Below are 5,498 nucleotides of genomic sequence, written 5' to 3' on the forward strand. Positions count from 1 at the left end.
AAGGGGGACCCGTCGCTGGGGGCGCCGTTGCCCATATCGGTGGTGTAGGTCCCGCCGCGCGTTCCGTCCTTGAGCTGGTATCCGGAGTCGGTCGGGGTGGTGCCGATCAGGACTTCGCCGACGTGGACGCCGTGGCCCGTGCCGGTCGGCAGACCCTCGAAGGTCCGGATCACCTCGCCCTCGGCGGCGTCGGTGATCACGTGGAGCTTGCTCGGGCCTCCGTCGTCGCCCGTCGCGGCGATCACGGTCTCCCACGCCAGGCGCGGGGCGCCGTCGGCTGCCCAGACCACGAGCCGGGGCCGCCGGTTGACCGCTGCCCCGGGCTCGATGTCGAGTGCGGTGGTCTGCGCCCGTGCGGCGCTCAGCGCGGGTGAGGTGCCGAGGCCGGCCAGGGGTGCGTCGGATGCGCGGTCGAGACCGAGTACGGTTCCGTCCGGGGCCTGGTGCACCACCAGGTCGCCGCCCAGGACCGGGAGCCCGGAGTAGGTCCGTTCGTAGCGCAGGTGCCGGGCGCCGCCCGGGTCGAGGACGGTGTCCTTGGCGACGAGCCTCTCCTGGGGAGCGAGCCCGAGGTGCCGGGCGACGGCGGCGCCCTGCCGGTCGGCCGCGGCCAGTGCGGCGCTCCGGCCGGAGGCGGGTGTCGGCACCGGGGCGGGGGGCGCCGCCTGCGCGGTGACTGCAGGGGCACCGGTCACCAGCAGGACGGTGGTGACGGCGAGTGCGGCGAGACTGTGGGCGGGGGCTTTGCGCTTCACGAGCACTCCTTTGCCTGCCGTCCGCGGGTGCGGACGGGTACGGGTCTGCGCCGCAGGGTGCGGCGCAGCGGGCATCCGGCCGGTGATGCGTCAGGTGGGACGCGGGGCGAGGCTGCTGCGGCTCTGGACGGTGCGGGAGCGGCATGCAGGCCAATTAGAATCATGGCCATGACAAGTATGCGAATGTCATCTCGCCATCGCGGTGGCGACGGGGGTGATGTCAGGGCTGCATGCGGCATCGACAGCTCCGGGGCGGGCCCCGAAATAGCGGTGTTGGAATGCTAGCCACCAAGTTCGAATTTCTGTTGGAACATGGGCTCTTGTGGTGCCTTGCTCGGTGCTTTCCGGCCATCTGTCGGTCTGTCACTTGTCTTGGTCGACCAGTAAGTTGTCGGCGCCTTCTCCGTCGCTCGGTGCCGCCCGCGTTCCTGACATGCGAAGGAGTCGGCCACCCGGCACACCGTCATCGGCCGGATCCTGTCCGAGTGTCATGCCGATCCACCGGAGCACCCGACGCGCGAAGCTGTCGTCCGGTCGGGTGCGCCTCGGGACTGGAGCTGGGGCGGTGTGCTCCTGGGGCCTGCGGTGGCTGTGTCGATCGCCCTCGTCACGCTCGCCCGGGGGCCCGTGCCGGAGGTCTCGGGCCGGAGCCGCCCTGACCGTTGTCACCGGGGCCGACTGCGGTGCCGCCCTCACACTCCCGATCACGGCCACGGTCTCCTGGGCCGTGGCCGCTCCGCCCGCGCACTCCATCCGCTGCGGTCCGCCCCGGCCCGTCCCCGGATATCGCCGTAACCGTTCGATAACGGGCCGGGTTCTGCGTACCGGTCGCCACTCCTAAGTCATTGGTCACGCGCGCCCGCAAGGGGCGAGTTGACAGCCTGACGAACCCGGGCCGAAGTAACCGCGGCCGTTCAAGGAGGACCTTCTCATGCCCTGCTGTCTCTCGCGCAGGCCCACGCCACATACCGATCCCGGGTTGTCATCGAAGGCCGCCAACCTGCTGATTCGAGAGGGAGACGCATGATCGGGGAACCCGGTCGGGCGGTCGGCGATGTCGTTGCTGGCCGTTTCGAGCTGAGGCAGCGTCTGGGCTCCGGCGCGATGGGGACGGTGTGGCGGGCTCGCGACTCGGTCCTGGAGAGGGACATCGCGCTCAAGGAGATGCGGCCGGTGCAGCGTGAGGACGCCGCGCGGTCCGCCCACATGCGCCAGCGGGCGATCCGGGAGGCCAAGGCCCTCGCAAGGCTCAATCACCCCAACGCGGTGACGATCCACGAGATCGTGGACGATCTGCCGTACCCGTGGCTGGTCATGGAGTTCGTCGACAGCGTCCCGCTCGACGTCCTGTTGCGTGAGGGCACCCTGGCGCCGGCCCACGCCGCCTCCATCGGCCTCGACATCCTGGGTGCCCTGCGCGCCGCCCACGCCGCGGGTGTCCTTCACCGGGACGTGAAGCCCGCGAACGTGCTGATCCGCCCGGACGGTGGCGCCGTCCTCACCGACTTCGGGATCGCCGCCCTCCAGGGCTCGCTCGATCTCACGGCCACCGGCGACCTCATCGGCTCGCCCGACTACCTCGCCCCGGAACGGATCAGCCCCGAAGCGGTGAAGGTCGGCCCGGCCAGTGACCTGTGGTCGCTCGGCGTCCTGCTGTACATCTGCGTTGAGGGGGCGAACCCGATGCGGCGCGACTCGGTCTGGGAGACCCTGATCGCCATCCGGGAGGAGCCGCTGCCGGACCTGCACCGGGCCGGTCCGCTCGGCCCACTGATCTGGACACTGCTCAGCAAGGATCCCGCCGCCCGCCCGAACTCCGAGGAGGTCGCGCGAGCCCTCGCGGCCATCGGGGAGGGGCAGCCGTACCGCCCGGGCCGCGACGGCTGCGGTGCCTCTCCCCCGGAGGTCGCCGTGAATGCGGACGGGCCCGTCCTGCTGTCTCTCAACGTCGCGGCCGTCACCACCGTGGCGCGGAAGCCGCACAGGAAACGGGCTCCGGGCTTGGTGCGTATCGGGGTGCCGATTGCGGTGGGCGCACTCGTGCTGGTGGGCGTGTTGGTTCTCGACTCGGCCCGGCGGGGCGCACTCGCAGGGGCTCCCGGTGGCGCGACTCCGAGTGCCGAGAGCCCCAGCGCTGCTGCCGGCGGTGCTGGAACTTCCAGTGCCCCGGCCTCTGTCCCCACGACCACCGCCACGGTCACCGTCACGGCATCGGTGACCCCCAGGATCTCGACCCCCGCTACGGCGGCACCCAAGCCGGCGGCCGCCAAGCCCGCGAGCCCCGCCGCCGTGACCCCTGTCGCTGTGGCCCCCGCCCCCACCGCCCTGCCCTCGGCGGCCGCTGCGCCTCCCGGTGCCGTGCCGCCCGCCGGCGCGCCCTCGGCGGCAGGCATGTGGATCGCCCAGCTCGGGGTTTTTCCCCGAACCGTCCCGAACGACAGACGCGACAGGCAACTCCTCGCCGTCCAGGAGTACGTCCCGGATGCGAAGATCCTCAACAGTGATGACTGGAGTTCTCTCCAACCCGGGAACTGGGTGATCTACCTTGGGGGCACGTTCCCGGACGGCAACGCCGTCGCCACGTTCTGTGCCAAGCTCGGTGCGAGCGACTGCTTCGGCCGCTATCTCAGTCAGAACGCCGCGGACAGCCGTTACATCTGCCTGCCTCGGGACAGCTCCCGGGGCGCGGGGCGCGACTCGGAGTACTGCCAGCGGCCCTGACCTCGACCGCTGCTGCTCTGGGCGGCTGATCAGCGAGACCGCCCTACTCGCCACCGGCCCGGCCCGAGCCGTGTGCTCCTCCGGTCAGGCGTCGGCGAGCAGGGCGGTGTTGAAGCGGGCAGGCCCGACCACGCCCGCTCGGACACCGCGCGCGCCGGCACCGGTGCGGGGCCGAGGGCGGGCCCGACGAAGCCCGGACTGGGGCGGATCCGGCACGAGGCGCGCGTGCTGCCACTGACCGGGTGGCCCGGGACCCCAGGGTCTGGCTTCGCACACACGGTGACCGTACGAGGTCTCTCGCGCCAGGGCTACCCCAAATGGGTCCATTGGGGCATTCTTTCACCATGAGGGCTCTGGTCTCGCGCGTCCGCCAGTTCCTGTTCGGGACGGCGCGCGCTTCCCCAGCCCGGTCGGGAGGGTCCAGCCGATGAACACCTCAAAGCCGCTGTACGTCCGAGTAATCGCGTCGACGGAATCCGTCCTGGTGAGACTGGCCGGCGAGTTGGATCTCGACTCGGCGCCGTTGGTTGACCGTGCCGTCGATTCCTGCCTCGGCCACGGTGTGCGACGTGTGACTGTCGATCTCGCAGCCGTTACGTTCTGTGACTCACACGGACTCATGGCACTGGAGCGTTCTGGTCGGATCGCCTCCGCCTGTGGGGTGACCTTCCGGCTCTCCGGCATCCATCGCCGGCTTTGGAGCATCCTGTCCCTGTACCGAGAGGGAAGCCTTCCCGGAGTGGGTGTCCCGTCGCTTGTGCGCCCCGAAGCGCGTGCGTATCGCTGATGTGCGTGCTCGGACCGCCTGCCACGGGTCCGAGGATGTGACCGGTGCGGCATTGGGCCCTGCGGCCCTGCCCGTAACCGCTGGGTGCTCCCCCTCGATTCGGGGCGTCGGGGCAGGGCGATTTGGGGCGCCCGGAGCGCCATCGGGTGAGTGCCTGTACCTCCGAGCCAACCAGATCGCCGTCATCCAGGTGGACCGACCGGACCGTCGAGCTCGCCGAGCGGCAGGGAAATCGGACTCCATCGACGCCTATGCCGTCGCCACCGCGGTACTCGCCGGCCGCGCCACCGGCACGCCGAAGCACCGCGACGGCGCGGTCGAGACAATCCGTGGGCTGCGTGTCGTGCGCGCCAGCGCCGTCAAAGCCCCGCCCCAGACCGTCAACCAGATGAAATCACTGATCATCACCGCGCCCACTGAGGTCCGCGAAGCACTGCGCTCACTGACCACAACCGAGCTGGTCCGGCGGCTGGCCGCAAGCCGTCCAGGCATCGATCTGGCCACCCCGGTCGCAGCCCTCAGGCCAGCCCTCAAGCGCCTGGCCAGGCGCTACCGGCACTTGAACGAGGAGACGGCAGACCCGGATGCCGACCCGCGCGTGCTGATCACCCGCGCCACGCCCGGCCTTCTCGCGCTGACGGGCCTGGGAACCGAGACCGCTGGGCAGCTACTGGTCACCGCCGGAGACAACCCCGAAAGGCTCGCATCCGAGGCTTCCTTCGCCAACCTGTGCGCCGCCGGACCTGTACTGGCCTCCTCTGGACGCACTGACCGTCACCGGCTCAACCGTGGCGCAGACCGCCAGACGAACCGTGCGCTGCACACGATCATGCTGGTCCGTATGCGGCATGACCAGCGCACTCGCGACTACGTGGCACGACGCACCCTCGAAGGACTCAAGACGAAGGACCTCTACAGGTTCCTCAGGCGCTTCGTCGCGCGCGCGAGGTCTACCACCACCTCACCAGTACAAACAGTGGCACACCCGGCCTGTCTTCTACAGCTTGACGATCTATAGAAGCTTCAGAGTCAAGCTTAGAAGACATCTCATTTGGGTGGGTTGAGTAGACTCCGAGTGTGCTGATCGTGGAGCGGCTGGTGCCGGATGAGCTGTGGGAGTTGTTCCAGTTGGTCGTGCCAGACGCTCCGGTGCGCCCGCAGGGTGGTGGCCGGCGGCGCCACGGGGATCGCGAGGTGCTGGCGGCGATCGTGTTCGTCGCGACGTCCGGGTGCAC

General features: G+C 70.2%; 4 protein-coding genes and 1 pseudogene. 4 read left to right on the forward strand and 1 reads right to left on the reverse strand.

Features of this window, described 5'->3' with window-relative positions:
• Positions 1 to 755 (reverse strand): annotated as a pseudogene (locus ACFWOG_RS39285) (M4 family peptidase); the annotation flags it as partial.
• Positions 756 to 1,778: 1,023 nt separating this feature from the next.
• On the opposite strand from ACFWOG_RS39285, the gene ACFWOG_RS39290 reads away from it, so the two are divergent.
• The 4 genes from ACFWOG_RS39290 to ACFWOG_RS39305 all read left to right on the forward strand — a co-directional run.
• A complete protein-coding gene (locus ACFWOG_RS39290; RefSeq protein ID WP_380364399.1) occupies positions 1,779 to 3,476 on the forward strand; it encodes a serine/threonine-protein kinase in 1,698 nt (565 codons plus the stop codon).
• Between the two features lie 427 nt (positions 3,477 to 3,903).
• Entirely contained in the window at positions 3,904 to 4,263 is a 360-nt protein-coding gene (locus tag ACFWOG_RS39295) for an STAS domain-containing protein (protein ID WP_380364401.1), read from the forward strand.
• 190 nt (positions 4,264 to 4,453) lie between these two features.
• Positions 4,454 to 5,281 carry a transposase gene (locus tag ACFWOG_RS39300; protein ID WP_380364403.1) on the forward strand — a complete coding sequence of 276 codons (828 nt, stop codon included), beginning with the start codon at positions 4,454 to 4,456 and terminating at the stop codon, positions 5,279 to 5,281.
• A gap of 59 nt (positions 5,282 to 5,340) precedes the next feature.
• A partial coding sequence (locus tag ACFWOG_RS39305; RefSeq protein WP_380364405.1) for a transposase occupies positions 5,341 to 5,498 on the forward strand: 158 nt, incomplete at its 3' end.

This window comes from Kitasatospora sp. NPDC058406 (assembly GCF_042722765.1).
Taxonomy (GTDB): Bacteria; Actinomycetota; Actinomycetes; order Streptomycetales; family Streptomycetaceae; genus Kitasatospora.

Excerpts from the sequence above, each read along its gene's own strand:
- ACFWOG_RS39290 (WP_380364399.1), top strand. The coding sequence starts at position 1,779 with ATGATCGGGGAACCCGGTCGGGCGGTCGGCGATGTCGTTGCTGGCCGT.
- ACFWOG_RS39295 (WP_380364401.1), top strand. The coding sequence starts at position 3,904 with ATGAACACCTCAAAGCCGCTGTACGTCCGAGTAATCGCGTCGACGGAA.